Origin of the sequence: Pseudomonas sp. MPB26, from assembly GCF_046605355.1 — a bacterium.
GTDB lineage: Bacteria > Pseudomonadota > Gammaproteobacteria > Pseudomonadales > Pseudomonadaceae > Aquipseudomonas > Aquipseudomonas cedrina.
Genome location: NZ_CP176793.1, coordinates 4,669,332 through 4,685,435 on the forward strand (window position 1 = coordinate 4,669,332; position 16,104 = coordinate 4,685,435).

General features: G+C 61.3%; 13 protein-coding genes, 4 tRNA genes and 2 pseudogenes. 12 read left to right on the forward strand and 7 right to left on the reverse strand.

What is annotated here, in order from left to right; all coding sequences use genetic code 11:
* Positions 1-56 precede the first annotated feature (56 nt).
* The gene (locus ACLH0H_RS21625) at positions 57-1,118 is read left to right on the forward strand and encodes an AI-2E family transporter (RefSeq protein WP_076954817.1); all 1,062 of its coding nucleotides are present in this window, start codon (positions 57-59) and stop codon (positions 1,116-1,118) included.
* A 160-nt stretch (positions 1,119-1,278) separates the two neighbouring features.
* On the opposite strand, the gene ACLH0H_RS21630 is transcribed toward ACLH0H_RS21625, so the two are convergent.
* Together ACLH0H_RS21630 and ACLH0H_RS21635 are read right to left on the reverse strand one after the other, a co-directional pair.
* Positions 1,279-2,319, reverse strand: coding sequence for a sensor histidine kinase (locus tag ACLH0H_RS21630; RefSeq protein ID WP_411379555.1), 1,041 nt, complete (start codon positions 2,317-2,319; stop codon positions 1,279-1,281).
* A complete protein-coding gene (locus ACLH0H_RS21635) occupies positions 2,319-3,083 on the reverse strand; it encodes a response regulator (RefSeq protein ID WP_411379556.1) in 765 nt (254 codons plus the stop codon). The genes ACLH0H_RS21630 and ACLH0H_RS21635 overlap by 1 nt, the downstream gene beginning before the upstream one ends.
* Before the next feature lie 258 nt (positions 3,084-3,341).
* Between ACLH0H_RS21635 and pyrF the strand changes: the two genes are divergently transcribed.
* Positions 3,342-4,040: an orotidine-5'-phosphate decarboxylase gene (gene pyrF, locus ACLH0H_RS21640; protein WP_307385913.1), complete on the forward strand. Its 699-nt coding sequence runs from the start codon at positions 3,342-3,344 to the stop codon at positions 4,038-4,040.
* Positions 4,041-4,085: 45 nt separating this feature from the next.
* On the opposite strand, the gene ACLH0H_RS21645 is transcribed toward pyrF, so the two are convergent.
* The gene (locus ACLH0H_RS21645; RefSeq protein ID WP_411379557.1) at positions 4,086-5,093 is read right to left on the reverse strand and encodes an NADP-dependent oxidoreductase; all 1,008 of its coding nucleotides are present in this window, start codon (positions 5,091-5,093) and stop codon (positions 4,086-4,088) included.
* Positions 5,094-5,322: 229 nt separating this feature from the next.
* Between ACLH0H_RS21645 and ACLH0H_RS21650 the strand changes: the two genes are divergently transcribed.
* From ACLH0H_RS21650 to ACLH0H_RS21665, 4 genes and pseudogenes are all read left to right on the forward strand, one after another.
* Positions 5,323-6,084 carry an SDR family oxidoreductase gene (locus ACLH0H_RS21650; RefSeq protein WP_411379558.1) on the forward strand — a complete coding sequence of 254 codons (762 nt, stop codon included), beginning with the start codon at positions 5,323-5,325 and terminating at the stop codon, positions 6,082-6,084.
* Positions 6,085-6,288: 204 nt separating this feature from the next.
* Complete coding sequence (locus ACLH0H_RS21655; RefSeq protein WP_411379559.1) at positions 6,289-7,701, forward strand: PLP-dependent aminotransferase family protein; 1,413 nt, start codon at positions 6,289-6,291, stop codon at positions 7,699-7,701.
* A gap of 1,022 nt (positions 7,702-8,723) precedes the next feature.
* Positions 8,724-8,876, forward strand: a pseudogene (locus ACLH0H_RS21660) (HAMP domain-containing protein); the annotation flags it as partial.
* A 201-nt stretch (positions 8,877-9,077) separates the two neighbouring features.
* Positions 9,078-9,782, forward strand: coding sequence for a methyl-accepting chemotaxis protein (locus ACLH0H_RS21665; protein ID WP_411382444.1), 705 nt, complete (start codon positions 9,078-9,080; stop codon positions 9,780-9,782).
* A gap of 36 nt (positions 9,783-9,818) precedes the next feature.
* Here the strand turns inward: ACLH0H_RS21665 and ACLH0H_RS21670 are convergent, their stop codons facing one another.
* Together ACLH0H_RS21670 and ACLH0H_RS21675 are read right to left on the reverse strand one after the other, a co-directional pair.
* Positions 9,819-10,631 (reverse strand): alpha/beta fold hydrolase, encoded by an 813-nt coding sequence (locus ACLH0H_RS21670; RefSeq protein ID WP_411379560.1) that lies wholly within the window; start codon positions 10,629-10,631, stop codon positions 9,819-9,821.
* 130 nt (positions 10,632-10,761) lie between these two features.
* Complete coding sequence (locus ACLH0H_RS21675) at positions 10,762-11,532, reverse strand: hypothetical protein (protein WP_411379561.1); 771 nt, start codon at positions 11,530-11,532, stop codon at positions 10,762-10,764.
* A gap of 359 nt (positions 11,533-11,891) precedes the next feature.
* Here ACLH0H_RS21675 and ACLH0H_RS21680 point away from each other — a divergent pair.
* From ACLH0H_RS21680 to ACLH0H_RS21705, 6 genes and pseudogenes are all read left to right on the forward strand, one after another.
* Positions 11,892-11,967, forward strand: a tRNA-Glu gene (locus ACLH0H_RS21680).
* Between the two features lie 4 nt (positions 11,968-11,971).
* A tRNA-Gly gene (locus tag ACLH0H_RS21685) sits at positions 11,972-12,047 on the forward strand.
* 104 nt (positions 12,048-12,151) lie between these two features.
* A tRNA-Glu gene (locus tag ACLH0H_RS21690) sits at positions 12,152-12,227 on the forward strand.
* Positions 12,228-12,230: 3 nt separating this feature from the next.
* Positions 12,231-12,306, forward strand: a tRNA-Gly gene (locus tag ACLH0H_RS21695).
* Positions 12,307-12,459: 153 nt separating this feature from the next.
* Positions 12,460-12,624: pseudogene (locus tag ACLH0H_RS21700) on the forward strand (Arm DNA-binding domain-containing protein); the annotation flags it as partial.
* A gap of 103 nt (positions 12,625-12,727) precedes the next feature.
* Complete coding sequence (locus ACLH0H_RS21705) at positions 12,728-13,282, forward strand: hypothetical protein (RefSeq protein WP_411379562.1); 555 nt, start codon at positions 12,728-12,730, stop codon at positions 13,280-13,282.
* Positions 13,283-13,466: 184 nt separating this feature from the next.
* Here the strand turns inward: ACLH0H_RS21705 and ACLH0H_RS21710 are convergent, their stop codons facing one another.
* Positions 13,467-15,206 carry a dipeptidase gene (locus tag ACLH0H_RS21710; RefSeq protein ID WP_411379563.1) on the reverse strand — a complete coding sequence of 580 codons (1,740 nt, stop codon included), beginning with the start codon at positions 15,204-15,206 and terminating at the stop codon, positions 13,467-13,469.
* 194 nt (positions 15,207-15,400) lie between these two features.
* Positions 15,401-16,027 carry an alanyl-tRNA editing protein gene (locus ACLH0H_RS21715; protein ID WP_411379564.1) on the reverse strand — a complete coding sequence of 209 codons (627 nt, stop codon included), beginning with the start codon at positions 16,025-16,027 and terminating at the stop codon, positions 15,401-15,403.
* Positions 16,028-16,104 lie beyond the last annotated feature (77 nt).

The window sequence follows — 16,104 nt, forward strand, 5'->3', positions numbered from 1 at the left end:
GGCCCCGTGCCGTTCGCCTAAGCTGTGTTCCTACCGTCTTCTTCTAGAGATACCCCATGCTCAATAATGATCGCCTGCTGGTGCAAATCCTGCTGCTGGTGCTGTTTGGCGCCAGCTTCTGGGTCATGGCGCCGTTCTGGTCGGCGCTGTTCTGGGGCGCAGTGCTGGCGTTTGCCAGTTGGCCATTGATGGTCCTGCTCACCCGTGGGCTGGGCGGACGCGAGTCCCTGGCAGCCGGCATCCTGACCTTGGGTTGGATGCTGCTGGTGGCGGCGCCGCTGGTGTGGCTGGGCTTCAACCTTGCGGACCATGTGCGCGATGCCGTGGCGTTGATCAAGGATATCCAGGTCGATGGCTTGCCGGCGGCACCGACCTGGCTCGGTTCTATCCCCTTGGTCGGCGAGCGCCTGGTGGCGATGTGGGACAGCGTCGACCAACAGGGCGCGGCCCTCATGGTCAGCCTCAAGCCATACCTGGGGCAGGTCGGCAACTGGTTGCTGGCGCGCAGTGCGCAGATCGGTGGCGGCATCCTTGAGCTGACCCTGAGCCTGGTGTTCGTGTTCTTTTTCTATCGCGACGGGCCGCGCCTGGCGATGTTCGTGCACCGTTTGTTGGAGCGCCTGATCGGCGATCGTGCCGGTTACTACATCGAACTGGTGGCCGGCACGGTACAGCGCGTCGTCAACGGCGTGATCGGCACCGCCGCCGCCCAGGCCGTGCTGGCGCTGATCGGCTTCCTGATTGCCGGCGTACCGGGCGCGCTGGTGCTGGGCATCGTCACTTTCCTGCTCAGCCTGATCCCCATGGGCCCGCCGCTGGTGTGGATCCCCGCCACGGCATGGCTGGCCTGGAAAGGTGATTACACCTATGCGGTGTTCCTCGGCGTATGGGGCACCTTCATCATCAGTGGCGTGGACAACGTGCTCAAGCCCTACCTGATCAGCCGCGGCGGCAACCTGCCGTTGGTGATTGTGCTGCTCGGCGTGTTCGGCGGTTTGATCGCCTTTGGCTTCATCGGCCTGTTCATCGGCCCGACCTTGTTGGCGGTGGCCTATAGCCTGTTGACGGATTGGAGCGCCACCCAGGCTCAGGGGCGCCGGGAGGATAAACCGTTGTAACTGATCACTGGCGGTAAGTATCTACATATAACTGTAGTGAGCGGGCTTGCCCCGCGCTGGGTGGCGAAGCCGCCCCAAACCAGGCGACTCGGTTTTTCTGTAAACCGGTGGTGACTGTATTAGGGCGGCTTCGCCACCCAGCGCGGGGCAAGCCCGCTCACTACAAGCTACGCGGCAGCCACATGACCGCCGTCAAGCCACCCCCTGGCGTTTCCTCAAGGTCCAACCGACCGCCGAGGCGTTCGGCCGCTTCCTTGGAAATCGTCATGCCCAGGCCCACTCCACCGGAGTTGCGGTTGCGTGACCCTTCCAGCCGGTAGAACGGCTCGAACACCGCTTCACGCTTGTCGGCGGCGATGCCGGGGCCATGGTCGATCACGCGGATGATCAGCGCATCGCGGCTGTCCACCAGTTCGATGCGCGCCGTGCCGGCATACCGCAAGGCGTTGTCGATCAGGTTATTGAGGCATGAACGCAACGCCATCGGTTGCACTTGCAGCGGCGCGCAGCTGCCGGAAAATTGCACATCGCAGCCCTGGTCCTGGGCGTTTTCGCTCATCGACTCCACCAGCGCCTGCACATCCAGCCAATGCCGGGTTTCGCTGGTGCGTTGTTCGTGCAGATAGCTCAGGGTGGCATCGAGCATGCCGATCATGTCGTCCAGGTCCTGGCGCATCTGGCCTTGCAGCCGGGTGTCTTCGATCTGTTCCAGGCGCAGCTTGAGGCGTGACAGCGGGGTGCGCAGGTCATGGGACACTGCGCCGAGCATGCGCGCGCGTTGGCTGACTTGCTCGCGAATGCGCCGTTGCATCAGGTTGAAGGTCGACGCCGCCCGCTGGGCCTCGCGCGGCCCCGACTCGTCGAGGGGCGGGCTGTCCAGGTCCAGGCTCAAGCGCTCGGCGGCTTCACTGAGGCGCTGGATCGGCCGGCTCAGCAGCTTGGCGCCGTACCAGGCAGCGATGATCAGCGAGACGAACTGAAACGTCAGCGGCACCAGCGGGCCACCGAACCAGGGGCGGCGATGTGCCTTGGGCAGGGCCGCCATGGACCCGTCCGGTTGCTCCACATAGGCTTCCTGGGGCGGTGGCGGCGGTGGGCCGTAATGGTGAAACCAGATGAATGCCAACACATGGGCCAGCACAATCGCCACCAGCAACACACCGAACAGCCGCCCGAACAGCGTGTTGAACGTGTTGCGCATCAGCCAATATCCCTGGCGTCGAACAGGTAGCCTTCGCCACGCACGGTCTTGATCAACTGCGGTGCCTTGGGGTCGTCACCGAGTTTTTGCCGCAGGCGCGACACCAGCAGGTCGATGCTGCGATCAAAGGCTTCGATGGAGCGGCCACGGGCGGCATCCAGCAATTGCTCGCGGCTCAGCACCCGGCGCGGGCGTTCGATAAACACCCACAGCAGCCGGAACTCGGCGTTGGACAACGGCACCACCAGGCCACTGTCGGCCACCAGCTGGCGCAGCACGCTGTTGAGCCGCCAGTTGTCGAAGCGGATATTGGCACGCTGTTCACTGCGGTCATCGCGCACGCGGCGCAGGATCGTCTGGATCCGCGCGACCAGCTCGCGGGGCTCGAATGGCTTGGACATGTAGTCGTCGGCACCCAGCTCCAGGCCGATGATGCGGTCGGTGGGTTCGCAGCGGGCGGTGAGCATCAGGATCGGGATGTCCGACTCCGCGCGCAGCCAGCGGCACAGCGACAGGCCGTCTTCGCCCGGCAGCATCAAGTCAAGCACGACAACGTCGAAGGTTTCGGCTTGCATGGCCTTGCGCATCGTGGTGCCGTCGGTAACGCCGGTGGCCAGGATGCCGAAGCGGGCCAGGTAATCGATCAGCAACTCGCGGATCGGCACATCGTCGTCGACGATCAGCGCACGGGTGTTCCAGCGCTTGTCATCGGCGATCACGGCGCCTTTTTGCGCGTCGTTCAAAGAAGGGGAAGGGGTCTGCATGATGCGATCGTCTGCCGTGGGGTTGCGGTCAGCATAGGCGCCCAGCCCCATGGCTGGAAGTGCTGGCGGGTGGGTCGTGCGCGGAGCCTAGGTGTGGCGCGTGTTGTGGGCATGTCGTGAATGTATCAGCTCTGAAACAATTACTTGAGCAGACCGCCGGACGGCGCTTGGTCAGTATTTACCGATCATCGGATCCCGCAACGGCGCTGCTTGCGCTACAATCCGCGCCGATTTCGACTTGCCTGAGAGCCCACGCCAATGTCCGTCTGCCAGACGCCTATCATCGTCGCCCTGGATTACCCCACCCGTGACGCCGCACTGAAGCTGGCTGACCAGTTGGACCCCACGCTTTGCCGGGTCAAGGTCGGCAAGGAACTGTTCACCAGCTGCGCCGCGGAAATCGTCGGCACCCTGCGTGACAAAGGCTTCGAGGTGTTCCTCGACCTGAAATTCCACGATATCCCCAACACCACCGCCATGGCGGTCAAGGCCGCCGCCGAAATGGGCGTGTGGATGGTCAACGTGCACTGCTCCGGCGGCCTGCGCATGATGACCGCGTGCCGTGAAGTGCTGGAACAGCGCAGCGGTCCCAAGCCGTTGCTGATCGGCGTGACCGTGCTGACCAGCATGGAGCGTGAAGACTTGGCCGGTATCGGCCTGGACATCGAGCCCCAGGAGCAAGTATTGCGCCTCGCCGCCCTGGCGCAGAAAGCCGGCCTCGATGGCCTGGTGTGCTCGGCGCTGGAAGCCCAGGCGCTGAAAACTGCGCACCCGTCGCTGCAACTGGTGACCCCAGGGATTCGCCCGGCGGGTAGCGCGCTGGATGACCAACGCCGCATCCTGACCCCACGCCAGGCACTGGACGCGGGCTCGGATTACCTGGTGATCGGTCGCCCGATCAGCCAGGCGGCGGATCCGGCAGCGGCGTTGGCGGCAGTGGTCGCCGAGATCGCCTGAAATCTGAGGTGTACACTGTAAAAATGTGGGAGCGGCGGTGCCGTGTCAGCTGACCTTCAGCACCAACTTCCCAAAGTTTTCCCCATTGAACAGCTTCATCAGCGTTTCCGGGAACGTCTCCAGCCCCTCCACGATATCTTCCTTGCTCTTGAGCTTGCCCTGCGCCATCCAGCCGGCCATTTCCTGGCCGGCGGCGGCGAAGTGAGCGGCGTGATCCATCACCACAAACCCCTCCATGCGCGCGCGGTTGACCAGCAGTGACAGATAGTTGGCCGGCCCCTTCACCGCCTCCTTGTTGTTGTACTGGCTGATGGCGCCGCAAATCACCACGCGGGCCTTCAGCGCCAAGCGGCTGAGCACCGCGTCCAGAATGTCGCCGCCGACGTTGTCGAAATACACATCCACGCCCTTGGGGCACTCGCGCTTGAGAGCGGCGGGCACGTCTTCGCTTTTGTAGTCGATGGCGGCATCAAAGCCCAGATCGTCGACCAGGAACTTGCACTTGTCGGCACCGCCGGCAATACCTACCACGCGGCAGTCTTTGATCTTGGCGATCTGCCCGGCAATGCTGCCCACGGCGCCGGCCGCGCCGGAGATCACCACGGTTTCACCGGCCTTGGGCGCGCCGGTCTCAAGCAGTGCGAAATAGGCGGTCATGCCGGTCATGCCCAGGGCAGACAAGTAGCGCGGTAAAGGCGCCAATGCAGGGTCGACCTTGTAGAAACCACGCGGCTCGCCCAGGAAGTAGTCCTGAACGCCCAAGGCGCCATTGACGTAGTCACCGACGGCGAATTTCGGGTTGTTCGACGCGATCACTTTTCCCACGCCCAGCGCACGCATCACTTCACCAATGCCGACCGGCGGAATGTACGACTTGCCTTCATTCATCCAGCCGCGCATGGCCGGATCGAGGGACAGGTATTCATTGCGCACCAGCACCTGGCCGTCCTGAGGCGTGCCCACCGGGACTTCCTGGTAAGTGAAGGTTTCCCGGGTGGCCGCGCCGACCGGGCGCTTGGCGAGGAGGAATTGGCGGTTGGTCTGGGCGGTCATGGCAGGGACTCTTCTGGAAATGAACCTGAAGTGATAGACCCTGAACGCTTCAGGGGCAAGGTTCACCGACGCTGCGAATGCTGGTCGATAGGCGTTGCTGATAGTCCGCCCGTGTGCTTTATCACTGTGATCCATGCAGCCTTAACCGGCCTTCTGATAGTGCTGACGCGTCCGGCGCGGCGTTGGCTAGACTCGGCCCCCGGTTACATTTCCTACAGGACCTCCTCCTATGAGCATGACGTTTTCCGGCCAGGTTGCCCTGGTGACCGGCGCCGCCGCCGGTATTGGCCGCGCGACCGCGCTGGCGTTTGCCGCTGAAGGCCTGAAAGTGGTGGTCGCGGATCTGGATGCGGCGGGCGGCGAGGGCACCGTCGCCCTGATCCGGCAGACCGGCGGCGAAGCCCTGTTTGTACGCTGCGACGTCACGCTTGAGGCCGATGTGCAGCAGTTGATGGCTCAGACTGTCGCCGCCTATGGCCGCCTGGACTACGCCTTTAATAATGCCGGGATCGAGATCGAGAAAGGCAAGCTGGCCGACGGCAGCCTGGATGAGTTCGACGCGATCATGGGCGTCAACGTCAAGGGCGTGTGGTTGTGCATGAAGTACCAGTTGCCGCTGCTGCTGGCCCAGGGCGGCGGGGCCATTGTCAACACCGCGTCGGTCGCGGGTTTGGGCGCGGCGCCGAAGATGAGCATTTATGCAGCGTCAAAACATGCGGTGATCGGCCTGACCAAATCGGCAGCCATTGAATATGCGAAGAAGAAAATCCGCGTCAATGCGGTGTGCCCGGCCGTGATCGATACCGATATGTTCCGGCGCGCCTATGAAGCCGATCCGCGCAAAGCCGATTTTGCCGCCGCCATGCACCCGGTCGGGCGCATCGGCAAGGTCGAGGAAATTGCCAGCGCGGTGCTGTATCTGTGCAGCGACGGCGCGGCATTTACCACAGGCCAGGCCTTGGCGGTGGACGGTGGTGCAACGGCGATCTAGGACCTCGCGTCGCCCTCCCTTCGAAAAGGTTTGGCGGGGTTGTGGGGCGTTTCCATGACTGGCGGTGCGCTTTGTCAGAATGTGTATCATCAAGTAAATAACTCAATAAAATCAATACTTTAGTAAAACTTGGCAACCGGTTGCCGAGGGCTTCTGTGCTTAACTGTTCAGGGTTGAATAACAAACAGTTGAAGTGAGTAGCGCATGGATTTAGGGATCGATCGACAAGCCCTTGTACCGGTGGTGCAGCAAATCATCAGCGCGGTGGCGCAATGGATTCGCAACAGTGGAGCGAGCCCCGGCACCCGCTTGCCGTCCATCCGGCAGGTGGCCCTCGATAATTTGCTGAGCCAGTCCAGCGTGATCGAGGCGTTCGAGCGGATGGTCGCCCAGGGTTTGCTGGTGTCGAAGCAGGGCACGGGTTTCTGGGTGGCCGAGTCGCCGCCGTCGCAGGAGGGCCAGTGGTACGAAGGCGCGGAGCGGGATTGGGGAGCGTTCGTCGACAATCCGTTGGGTGAGCTGAAACTGGGCTGCGGTTGGTTGCCGGATGCCTGGCGAGAAAGCGATGACATCAGCTACGCGATTCGCGAAGTCAGCCGTACCGACACCGCCGGCCTGTTCAACTACAGCACACCCTTGGGTCTGCCGACGCTGCGCGAGCAACTGCTCAAGCGCCTGACCCAGGCCCATATCGCCACCGACCTTGATCGTATCCTCACGACCGCAGGCGCCAGCCACGCCCAGGACTTGCTGATACGCACATTACTCAAGCCCGGCGACTGCGTGGTGGTGGAAACGCCGGGGTACGGCAACCTCTACCAGCAATTGGCCTTCCATGGCGTACACCTGTTGCAAGTGCCGCGCACCCGCGGCGGCCCGGACATTGCGGCGCTCGAAGCCCTGTTGCAGCGCCATCGCCCCAAGTGTCTGTTCATCAACAGCCTGTATCACAACCCCACGGGCTCGAGCCTGTGCCGTACCGTGGCCGAGCATTTGCTGGCGCTGGCGCGGCGCGAAAACTTCCTGATCATTGAAGAGGATGTGTTCGGCGACTTGCAACACACCAGTTGCACGCGGCTTTCGGCATTATCCCACGATGATCGGGTGATCTACGTCGCGAGCTTTTCCAAGACCCTGAGCTCTGCCCTGCGCGTGGGCTACCTGAGTGCGAGCACGGCGATCATTGCGCAATTGGCCAGCCTCAAGACCTTGACCGGGTTCGGCACCTCGCGGTTTGCCGAGGCGGTGGTGGCGACGCTGCTGGCCAACGGCACCTATCGCAAGTGGGTGCAGCGCCTGCGCAAGCGGCTGAATACGCAAATGGCTGCGACGTTGCAGGTGCTGGAAGATGAAGAGTGGGACGTGTTCGTCGCCCCCTCCGGCGGCATGTTCCTGTGGGCCCGACCAGGGCTGGGGGATCGTTCGCGGCTACAAGCGTGCGCGCGGCGGCTCGGGGTTTTGTTGTCGCCGGGCGCGCTGTTCAATCCGACGGGCGAACCCAGTGAGTGGCTGCGCATCAATGTGGCGTACGCCGGCGATCAACGGGCCTTGGCGTTGTTCCGCGCAATGGGGCCCGCCAGATCGACCTCGACCATCCTGAAAACGACGAGTGTGTAGCTTTTTGCCATTATTGTGGTGCCGGCGACTTGTGTTCGATGCCCTGTGGTTGCGAATCTGGCCTATGTAAACCGGGCTTGGTGGCTTCTGCCATTGCGAGAGGATACAAGGCAATGATTTCAGGCGTGCAACGACAATTCGCCAACCTCGGTATGGCAAAAAAGCTGGGCTTGGGTTTTACCCTGGTATTGCTGTTGACGGCCCTGGTCGCGGCCATCGGCGTGTGGTCCCTGCAAACCGTCGGGCAACGGTTTGAGGGCCTCAAGGCCATGTCATCGCTCAACAGTGGCTTGCTCAAGGTGCGCCTGATCGAACAGGACTATGCGCTGCATGCCGACCCCAAGGCCGTCGATGCCCTGCATGAAAGTGTCGATGCCCTGGCCGCCCTCGCGGCCAGCCTCAAGGCCCAATCGGCGGCCAACGTGCCGGTGATGACCGACGTTGAACTCGCCCTGGCCGCCTACCGCAAAGCGTTCGATGAGTTCGTCGAACTGACCCAGACCAAGGACCTGGCGCTGGAAATGGCCAGTTGGTCAGTGTCCAGCGTCGCCAACAACCTCGACGTCTTGCAGGCCGGGCTGGCCGATGACGGCGCCTACGGCCTGAAGGAAAGCCAGGGCAAGGAGGGTGCCGAATTCATCGAACAGGCAGGGCAGATCAGTCAGGTATCACGCTTGATGTTGCAAGCCATGAACGAGGCCCATGTCCGTTTGGACCAGAGCCGCAAGGTGAGCGAGGAAGACGCGGCGCAGGGCAAGATCGAGCAGGCCGATCAAGCCCTGGCCCAGGTCGAGCAACTGAAAACCACGGTCAAGGACTCGGGCTATCAGACCGTGCTCAACGAAGTCTCCGGGCATATCGCCGCGTTCAGCGAAAAGCTGGGCGAGTACACCGACCTGCTGGCGCAGGAGAAGGTGGTCTACAAACAGCTGCATGAGCGTGCCGACCAGGTCGTCAGCCGGGTCAACCTGGCTTACGACGCCGAAGACCAGTCGATGCAGGGACAGTTGAAGAAAAGCGCGATGCTGATCATCGGTTCTTCGGCCCTGGCGCTGCTGGTGGGGTTGATCGCGGCATGGTTGATTACGCGATTGATTGTCGCGCCGCTGCGCAGTGTGATTGCCGTGGCCCGGCAGATCGCCGCCGGCGACTTGAGCGGGCGCATGGACGTCAGCCGCCGCGATGAAATCGGCCAATTGATGCAGGCGATGCAGCAGATGGGCAATGGCTTGAGCCAGATGGTCAGCGGCCTGCAGGCCGGCATCGAACAATTGGCCAGTTCGGCGCAGTCACTGTCCAGCGTCACCGAGCAGACCAATGCCGAAGTCAGCAACCAGAAAGAAGAAACCGAACAGGTTGCCACGGCGATGAACCAGATGACCGCCACCGTGCACGACGTGGCGCGCAACGCCGAAGAGGCCGCGCAAGCAGCGCAGACGGCGGACGACAAAGTCGACAGCGGCCAGCAGGTGGTGCGCCAGAGTTTGCAGCGCATCGAATTGCTGGCCACCTCCAGCACCCATGCCAGCGCCAGCATCGAGAGCCTGAGCGCGGAGATCCAGCATATCGGCACCGTATTGAGCGTGATCAAAAGCGTGGCCGAACAGACCAACCTGCTGGCCCTCAATGCCGCCATCGAAGCCGCGCGTGCCGGCGAACAGGGCCGCGGCTTTGCGGTGGTGGCCGATGAGGTGCGCGCCTTGGCCAAGCGCACCCAGCAATCGACCGAAGAAATCGAGCGCCTTGTCGCTACCCTGCGCAGTGCGGCGCAGTCCTCGGTGCAGCAGATCCAGCAAAGCGGCGAGCTGGTGAAACTGGCGGTGAGTGACGCACTGGAAACTGAAAGTGCCCTGGGCAGCATCGCGGCGGCGGTGTCGTTGATCCAGCAGATGAACCAGCAGATTGCGGCGGCGGCCGAGGAGCAAAGCTCGGTGGCCGAGGAGATCAACCGCAGCGTCACCAGTATCCGCGCCAGTGCCGATCAGTCGGCGCTGAGCATGCAAGGCAACGCCGCGTCGAGTATTCAGCTGGCGCAGTTGGGGGCGGAACTCAAGGGCATGGTGGGACACTTCCGGCTGTGATCGCCGCGCGCACGCAGCGATCACAGGGCAGGGCGGTCAGGCGTGGTTGGCGAGGAAGGTCAGCAGCGCTTCATTGACGAAGTCGGGGTTTTCCAGTGCGCTGATATGGCCAGCTTGCGGGATCTGGATCAGGCTGCACCCGATCAAGTCGGCCATTTCCTGGGATTCGGCCGGCGGGCGTGGTTTGTCCTGATCCCCGCACAGCACCAGCGTGGTGTCGGCGTCCAGGCGCGGCAGATGGTCCAGCACATCCTCTCGACTAAAGATCAGCCGCCCCAACGGCACCACGCTGTGTACCAGGCGATCCCGGGAAAAGTTCTGCAGCGCCTGACGGAAATCCTGGTACAGCGCCGACTCGCGGTCGATATCCGGGCGGAAGAAGATCGGCGCGACCACATCCAGCAACGGCTCGGGAATGGCGCCGGCATCCTCGATCATCTTGAACAGCGAGAAATAGTACTGGCGCGTGGCCTCGGGCTCGGCGCCGAGGTAAGTGTCCATCAGCACCAGGCTGTTGACCCGCTCGGGCGCCATCAATGCCAGCCGCGCGCCCCACATGCCGCCGACCGACAAGCCAACCAGGTTGACCTGCGCGATGTCCAACTGATCCAGCAGCACCAGGGCCTGGCGCGCAAGGTCATCGAGGGAGCGGGTTTGCGTGGGCAGCGGACCTGATTCGCCGTGGCCCCACAGCTCGGGAACGATCACGCGGTACTGCTGCGACAGGGCTTCGATCTGCGGCGCCCACATGCCACTGTCCCACAAGTAGCTCGAGCCCAGCAGGACGACGGGGCCGGAACCCTGGTCGAGGTAGTGCAGCGGTTGTCCAGCAATGATGGCGACAGGCATGGCGGGCCTCTGACTTCGTGGGAGTAGGGGCACCTTTTTTACGCGAGTCGTCGGCAGAGGGATAGATCCAAATTGATGGCACTTGTAGTGAGCGGGCTTGTCGAGTCTTCGACACCGCCCGCCCATTGCATCAGTCGTAGATGACTTTCTTTTTCCATTCGGCGTCTGCGTTGACTTCCTTCATGCCCTCGTTCAGTTCGTTGACCTCTTCGGCGGTCTGCTTGCTGTTGGCCAGCACCGTGGAGTTGGCGCGGGCCAGTTGGGCTTCCAGCTGCTGCAGCTGTGCGCTGTAGAGCACGGGCTCCGGTTGTTTGCGCAGGTACTGCGCGCCGCGTTCGAAGGCCAGGCGCGCCTGGCCTGGCTGACCTTGTTGCAGGGCGTGCTGGCCGAGATTGTTGAAAAACTCGATATGCAGCAACACCAGGATATGGCGAATTTCCTTGATCCAGTGCTTGGCCTCGTTGGCAGGCAGGAAACCGTCCTGGGCGGCACGTGTGACCTGGCCATGCAGGGCTTCGAGCAGGAAGCGCACGTCCTTGGCCTTGGCTTCGGTCTGGATCGGGGCGGGCGGGTTACTCACCGGGATCGATTCGCCCTGGGCGACCAGCGCACTCAGCTCGGCGATGCGGGCCTTGATCGTTGCACTGTTCTTGTTGAGGTTCAACAGGCGCTGATTGACGTTGAGCTCAAGGCGGGTCAGCAACAGTTTGAGCCCCGGGGTCATCAACTGGCCAGGGAAGGTCTCGGTGATTTCACCGCAACGGCGCAGGCGATCGTTAAGCTCGATCTCGGTGCGCTTCTTTTCCAGCTTGTTGTTTTCCACCACGTGGTTCATATAGCCAATGGCGATCAGTATTGCGATCCCGGCTATTACCAGCAGGGTGATCATGAGTGGTGTCACCGGTGCGACCTCTTTATAGGGTTTACAGTGTGGAGTGTAGTGACTGGGCGACCCGGCGGATAGAACAGATCGACCAGTTGCCCAGGTAGTTTGCTTCTATATAGTCGGATCTCTCGGATGGATGCACATTGCCATCATTTGCCGCAGCGAACTATAGCGTCTTGTCGGGTGCCAGAATATAGGCGTCAAGACCCGGACAGGCACAATCGCCTCGCAAGCCCGCAAAGCGGGGCGAAGTCATTGATTTAAATAAATTTATCCTTGGGGGTTGACGACCTTTCAATCCATCCATAGAATGCGCGCCACTTACAGCGTAAAGCACACAGCGAAACGCGGTAGGGAGTGAATGTTGTACGTGTGTCCCCTTCGTCTAGTGGCCTAGGACACCGCCCTTTCACGGCGGTAACAGGGGTTCGAGTCCCCTAGGGGACGCCAATATGCGGGAATAGCTCAGTTGGTAGAGCACGACCTTGCCAAGGTCGGGGTCGCGAGTTCGAGTCTCGTTTCCCGCTCCAAGTTTAAGCAGTGTGGCTCTCGGGCGGCACTGAGTGAAACCAGGGCAGAATCTTCGGATTCAATCCTTGGGCACTGGAATACACACCATGTATTTCAGTAGCGTGTCCCCTTCGTCTAGTGGCCTAGGACACCGCCCTTTCACGGCGGTAACAGGGGTTCGAGTCCCCTAGGGGACGCCATTTGCGGGAATAGCTCAGTTGGTAGAGCACGACCTTGCCAAGGTCGGGGTCGCGAGTTCGAGTCTCGTTTCCCGCTCCAAATATTAATCTACAGACTTCCACTGGCGTCTGTAGGTCGTTGAAAAAAGGAGCTTCGGCTCCTTTTTTCATTCCAGCCAAAGCCACGGACATCCACCGACAGCCAGCGTTTTTGAGGCCAATCGAGGCCAAGGAATGCGGGTGGTGCCGGTAATCGTGGCATCTGCGCTACTACTGGCTCCGCAAGCAAAAGCGCATTTCCCTGGGCACCTATTCAAAGATCGGTCTGCGTGAAGCACGCACCTTGCGTGATGAAGCGCGGGCGCTCCTGGCGGAGGGAATCAATCCCCATGCTGACCGCAAATATAAGCGACACGCTGCGGCTGTGAACAACATCCTGCGCAAGTGAGCAAGCAAGTAAGCTAGGCTGTTCGCACGACAGGCCGTCGGTATTCGACGGCCTGAAAACAAAGGCGCTATCAATGTCGAAGCATTTGCTGTTGGGCTGGACCCGTTCCTTGTGCGTGCTTGTAGCCTTGAGCGTCGCGGCCACCATGGCAGTTGCTGCCACGCCTGAACAAACCGCTATGGCGGCATCGGACACGCAATCGGTGTCCCTGGCAGGCGGCAAGCTAAAGTTCGTGCTCAAAGGCGTCGAGGCCCGTACCTTGAACAGCGAGAACGGCGGCACGATGTACTTCGATCCGAAAAGCGAGCGGGGAATCATCGTTACCGAAGGCCCGGTGCCGACCGCGGGCACCGCCCCGGACGCTGCGTTTCGCCTTGCCGTAGATACCTTGAAGGAAAAGCAGCAGGCTGCGTCACCCAACTTTCGCATGACTGGCGAGAAGACCATTCAGGTGAACGGCTTGAAGATGTACCGCCTGGACGGTACCGACGATTTCAACGGCCTGGAACTACTGGTGGCCTCGCTGATGACGATGAACGATCAGAAGATCACCGTCATCGAAGTGATGTCCAGTGTTAACGACCCGGCCGGCCATACCGCTGCGTTGAAGAACATTCTGGGCAAGTAAACCGTGGGTTTGCGCAGGGTAGGCTGCATTGAAGAGTCCTCAGTCAGGCGATAGGAATTGATGCGTGCCTCGTTTCCCGTTCCATATTCAACAAAAACGCCGATCAGAGATGATCGGCGTTTTTGTTTGCGTGCGATTTATGCAAGCTGAAAAAAGCCCGCCATCACGGCGGGCTCTTTGGCTATCAGAGCTTCGGCAGCTGCCCGATGCGTCCCATCATTTCAGTGACGATCTGCAAGTCCAGCAGGAATTGGTCGACGGTCTTGAACTCGTTGTCGGTGTGCCCGGTGTATTTCACTTCCGGCCGTGCAAGGCCGAATTGCACGCCGTTGGGCAGTTCATGCACCGAGGTTGCGCCGGCCGAAGTGCCGAACGTGTGCTCCATGCCCAGGTTTTCGCTGGCCACCGCCAACAGGGCCTTGACCCATTCACCTTCCGGGTTGCGGTACATCGGCTCGGCCACGGAGTAGGTGAAGTCCACGTTGACCTTGGCTTGCCGATCCCAGGCGCTCAGCTTGTCGGCAATTTCGGTCTTGAGTTGTTCCGGCGACTTGCCCTTCGGCACGCGCAGGTTCACTGCCAGCTTGAAGGCTTTGTCATCCAGGCCGACAAAGGTCAACGAGGTGGTCAGTGGCCCCATGAACGCATCGGAGAAGCCCACGCCCAGTTTACCGCCCAGGTAATCCAGGCCCCAATTGTCCGACGCATAACGCGCGGCGTCGGTAATGTGGTTGTGCTTGAGGGCGATCTTGCCGTCGACGCTGTGGATCAGCTCCAGCATGCGCGCGACCGGATTTACCCCGGATTCGGGTTCCGACGAGTGAGCGGACACGCCGGTGACCGTCAGCTTGACGTCTTGGCCGTCGACTTTGGCCGCGACTTGAAAATCGCCACCGTTGCGTTTGGCGTATTCGGTACCGGCTTTTTGCAGGCTGGCGGCCAACTGCGCAGGCTGGTCGCTCACGAACGTAGCCACCGACGCCGAAGGAATCTGGTTGGTCGCCATGCCGCCCGTCATCGAGATGATTTCGGCGCCTTTGCCTTCACCCTGGCGCCGCGGGAAGGTGGCCATCACTGTGCCGTAGCCTTTTTCGGCAATCACCACCGGGTAGCCGCCATCCAGCGCAAGGTTGTACTGCGGCGTGGGGTTCTTTTCGAAGTAATAGGGAATCGCGTCGCCGGAGGTTTCTTCGGTGGTGTCCACCAGCAGCTTGAAGTTGCGCGCCAGCGGCAGCTTTTCTTCCTTGATCACCTTCATGGCATACATGGCCACTACGATGCCGTTTTTGTCATCTTCGGTACCACGGCCATACATGCGATCGCCGATCAGCGTGACCTTGAACGGATCGAGCTTGGTGCCATCTTTCAGCACCCAGTTCTCCGGTGTCACCGGTACCACGTCAGCATGGGCGTGGATACCGACCACTTCGTCGCCGCTGCCTTCCAGGGTGATTTCGTACACACGGTTATCAATGTTGCGGAAATTCAGGTTGAAGGCCTTTGCCAGGTCCTGGATTTTGCCTGCGATCTTGATGAATTCTGGATTCTTGTACTGCGGCACGCCGTCGACGTTAAATGTCGGGATTTCCACCAGCTCGCGCAGGGTGTCGGTGGCCGCCTTGCCGTACTTCACTCGGGTATAGATGCCCAGTAGACGATTGATCTCGTTCTGCTGGTCGGCACTCAGGGTTTTGTCGGCGAGGAAGGTACTGATCGCCGGGCCGACATCGCTGGTCTTGCCCAAGTCTCCCTTGGCCAAGGCGCCGAGAAAACCGCGAAAATCGGCGACGGAGGTTTCGTTGAATTGCTTGAGGATCGCCGTGCTCTGGTCCGGGGTGATGTTGGCGAAAGCGGGGCTGGTGATGGCCGAAAGGCTCACTGTGAACAGAGTCGCAGCCGCCAGTTGTTTGAATGGAAAGTGCATGGAGGGTCGCATTCCTTTGCAGGTAAGTCAGTGGGAGGTTTCTGATCGATGTGTCAGAAACATTTCCACACACTACCATTGCTCAGGTGCCCTGGGTCAATGCTGGCCAGGGTGTGTCCGGGGTATTCCTCAGCGATTTCCAAGGCTCTAGCGTGGGGCTCGATCGCACAAGTGCCCTCCATGCAATGTGTTGCTCAGGCTATCTCGTAGCGCACCGACAACGTGCCCTTTTTCTCCGACAGCGCCAGGATGGTCACCTGGCCCAGCTCGCCCAATCTCTGCACATGGGTGCCGCCGCAGGCATACACGGGCAATGGGCCAAAGCCGACTTCGCGGGTGCCGTCTTCCAGGTTCATATGGCGTGGATAGTCCACAGCGATCCATTGGTCGAGCTGTTGCTGGAGCGCCTCGGCCTCCATGGCTTGCGCCGCCTCGCCACGGATAAAGGTGATCTTGCCTTCGCCTGGCCAGTGATGGGCCTTGATCGGCATCCAACCCAGGCACTCGCCGGCGTTGCCGATCAAATGGCCGGCCGAATGCAGCCGGGTGTGCAACGCGCGGCGCTGTTCATCGACCTGCGCGGTGACGGGGCCCGGCGCCAGTGGCCGGTCAACGTAGTGCACCACCCGATCGGCTTCCTGGACGACGCGCAGTACGGTGCTTGCACCGAGCCAACCGGTGTCGAAGGGTTGCCCACCGCCCTGCGGGTGGAAAATCGTCGACTGCAGGATGACCGCAAACTGCTGCTCGTGAGGTGTGCAACTCAGCACCTCAAGCTCGGCCGTCAGGTGGTCGTGGGTGAAAAACAGGCGTTCGGTCATTATGTACATCCGCATCAGGGTTCTGCGGGCAGTATAAGTTGTGCGTGGATGAGTGATAATCTGCCTATCTATCAATG

Excerpts from the sequence above, each read along its gene's own strand:
- ACLH0H_RS21665 (WP_411382444.1), top strand. The coding sequence starts at position 9,078 with ATGACCGCCACCGTGCACGACGTGGCGCGCAACGCCGAAGAGGCCGCG.
- ACLH0H_RS21670 (WP_411379560.1), bottom strand. The coding sequence starts at position 10,631 with ATGCCTGTCGCCATCATTGCTGGACAACCGCTGCACTACCTCGACCAG.
- ACLH0H_RS21650 (WP_411379558.1), top strand. The coding sequence starts at position 5,323 with ATGAGCATGACGTTTTCCGGCCAGGTTGCCCTGGTGACCGGCGCCGCC.
- ACLH0H_RS21710 (WP_411379563.1), bottom strand. The coding sequence starts at position 15,206 with ATGCACTTTCCATTCAAACAACTGGCGGCTGCGACTCTGTTCACAGTG.
- ACLH0H_RS21625 (WP_076954817.1), top strand. The coding sequence starts at position 57 with ATGCTCAATAATGATCGCCTGCTGGTGCAAATCCTGCTGCTGGTGCTG.
- ACLH0H_RS21630 (WP_411379555.1), bottom strand. The coding sequence starts at position 2,319 with ATGCGCAACACGTTCAACACGCTGTTCGGGCGGCTGTTCGGTGTGTTG.
- ACLH0H_RS21645 (WP_411379557.1), bottom strand. The coding sequence starts at position 5,093 with ATGACCGCCCAGACCAACCGCCAATTCCTCCTCGCCAAGCGCCCGGTC.
- ACLH0H_RS21705 (WP_411379562.1), top strand. The coding sequence starts at position 12,728 with ATGTCGAAGCATTTGCTGTTGGGCTGGACCCGTTCCTTGTGCGTGCTT.
- ACLH0H_RS21715 (WP_411379564.1), bottom strand. The coding sequence starts at position 16,027 with ATGACCGAACGCCTGTTTTTCACCCACGACCACCTGACGGCCGAGCTT.
- ACLH0H_RS21655 (WP_411379559.1), top strand. The coding sequence starts at position 6,289 with ATGGATTTAGGGATCGATCGACAAGCCCTTGTACCGGTGGTGCAGCAA.
- pyrF (WP_307385913.1), top strand. The coding sequence starts at position 3,342 with ATGTCCGTCTGCCAGACGCCTATCATCGTCGCCCTGGATTACCCCACC.
- ACLH0H_RS21635 (WP_411379556.1), bottom strand. The coding sequence starts at position 3,083 with ATGCAGACCCCTTCCCCTTCTTTGAACGACGCGCAAAAAGGCGCCGTG.